Annotated in this window: 3 protein-coding genes; 1 reads left to right on the forward strand and 2 read right to left on the reverse strand. The window is 71.7% G+C overall.

The genetic code is table 11. The features are described from left to right. Both RMO85_RS03670 and RMO85_RS03675 read right to left on the reverse strand, forming a co-directional pair. The coding region (locus tag RMO85_RS03670; RefSeq protein WP_310526535.1) for a DUF255 domain-containing protein at positions 1-154 on the reverse strand (154 nt) is incomplete at its 3' end. A gap of 63 nt (positions 155-217) precedes the next feature. Then, complete coding sequence (locus RMO85_RS03675) at positions 218-544, reverse strand: putative quinol monooxygenase (RefSeq protein WP_310526532.1); 327 nt, start codon at positions 542-544, stop codon at positions 218-220. Positions 545-788: 244 nt separating this feature from the next. Here RMO85_RS03675 and RMO85_RS03680 point away from each other — a divergent pair, with 244 nt between their 5' ends. Further along, positions 789-2126 carry an FAD-linked oxidase C-terminal domain-containing protein gene (locus tag RMO85_RS03680; protein WP_310526534.1) on the forward strand — a complete coding sequence of 446 codons (1338 nt, stop codon included), beginning with the start codon at positions 789-791 and terminating at the stop codon, positions 2124-2126. The last annotated feature ends 38 nt before the right edge of the window (positions 2127-2164 follow it).

A 2164-nucleotide genomic window follows, 5' to 3' on the forward strand; every position in this document is an offset into this window, starting at 1 on the left:
AGTGGCAGGCGGCGTAACCGACGCTCAGGAGGACGGGGACGTTGCTGCGGCGGGCCTCCGCGAACGCCTCGGGGCCCCACTCCCACCACTCGACGGGGTTGTCGGCATGTTGGAGGAGGTACGGCGAGGTGGCGGCCGCCAAGCGGTTCGACATGGCTCCACACTGCCACGCGGCCCGGACCCTGGGAGCCCCGGAGGGCGCCCGATGCGGACCGGCTCAGCCCGCCACCGCGAGCTCGCCGAGCTCGGACCAGCCGGTGCCGGGCACGGTGGTGCTGATGATCTTCGGCGTCGAGGCCAGGTGGGGCGGCAGGTCCCGCTGGGCGGCCTTGAAGTGGTCCGAGCCGACGTGATGCGCGCCGGCGGCGTCGTCGGCGAACGCCTCCACGAGCACGAACTCGTTGGACGCGTCGAGACTGCGCGACCAGTCGAACCACAGACAGCCCGGCTCTGCCCGTGTTGCCTCGGTGAACGGTCCCGCTATGGTCGGCCATTCCTCGACGGACTCGGGACGGACCTCGAACTTGGCGGTGATGAAGATCAACGGACTCTCCTGCTTCGCTGGGGATGGACGGGTTGACGCGCTGAGTGTGATCGTAGGTCGACACGGCACCGTCGCGGCGGCGAGGCACGTCTCAAGGTGAGACACGCAGCGCCGGCGTGACCGCACGCACGGGTCGGTACCGTGGACGCAGGTCACTCACCCTTCGACGAGGAGTCGGCATGCCGCGTGGGGCAGCATCCTGACCGCCGGGGACCGGTCCGCCTTCGACGAGTTGCCGCCGGGGGTGCTCGAGACCGACCCGGACGTGGTGGCGTCGTTTGCGTTCGACGAGTCCCGCCTGACACCGCGCCGCTCGCCCTGGGCGGTGGCGCGACCGCGCGACCGGGCAGAGGTTTCCGCCTGCCTGCGGGCCGCGGGCGTCGCCCACGTCCCCGTCTTCACGCGCGGCGCCGGCTCGGGCCTCAGCGGCGGGGCCAATGCCTCGGACGGCGCCCTCGTTGTGAGCACCCGCCGGCTCGACCAGATCCTGCTCATCGACGAGGTCGACCGGATCGCCGTCGTCCAGCCCGGCGTCGTGACGGGCGACCTCCGTCGGGCCGTCGCGGCCAAGGGGATGTTCTACCCGCCGGATCCCGGCAGCGTCGAGATGTGCACGGTCGGCGGCAACGTCGCCACCAACGCCGGCGGCATGTGCTGCCTCAAGTACGGCGTCACCGGTGACTTCGTCCTCGGCATCGAGGCGGTCCTCGCCGACGGTCGCACCGTTCGCACGGGACGGCGGACGATCAAGGGGGTGGCCGGCTACGACCTCACCCATCTGTTCGTCGGGTCGGAGGGCACGCTCGGCGTCATCACCGAGATCACGCTCCGCCTGCTGCCGGCGCCCGGGCCCAGCCGGGCCGCGCTGGCGACCTTCTCGAGCCTGCAGTCTGCGGGGCACGCGGTGACCGCAGTGGCCGCGGCCGGGCTCGACCTGTCGATGCTCGAGCTGATGGACCGCACGGTCATCCGCGCCCTCGAGGCCCGGAGCCCGATGGGCTTCGACGACTCGGTGGCAGCCGTCCTGATCGCCCAGAGCGACGCGGTCGGGCACGACGTCGTGATCGAGGGCTTCGCCCAGGTGTGCCGGGGCGCCGGCGCCACGGAGGTGGCGACGGCTGTCGACGAGCAGGAGTCGGGCGTGCTGTTGGCGGCTCGACGGATGGCGCTGCCGGCGCTTGAGGCGCTCGGCGACTGGATCCTGGATGACGTCTGTGTCCCGAAGTCGCAGGTCGTCAGCCTGCTGACGGGGATCGAGCGACTGGCCGTCGACGCCGGCGTCACGGTCGGCGTCTTCGGACATGCCGGCGACGGCAACATGCACCCGACGATCATCTTCGACGCGTCCGACCCGACGAGCACCGCGGCGGCTCACGCGACCTTCGAGGCCATCACCGCGCTCGCGCTGGAGCTGGGCGGCACGGTGACCGGAGAGCACGGCATCGGCCGGCTCAAGTCGCGATGGCTGGACCGCGAGCTCGACCCGGTCGCGATGCAGCTCCAGCGTCAGGTCAAGGACCTGCTCGACCCGCACGGGCTCCTCAACCCGGGAGTGATCTTTCCCGAGAGCGGCTCAGGCTGATCTGCGCCCGGCAGCTCGCTCCCGCCCGGTCGACTCCC

The organism is Nocardioides sp. (genome assembly GCF_031422975.1).
In the GTDB taxonomy this organism is placed as follows: Bacteria; Actinomycetota; Actinomycetes; order Propionibacteriales; family Nocardioidaceae; genus Nocardioides.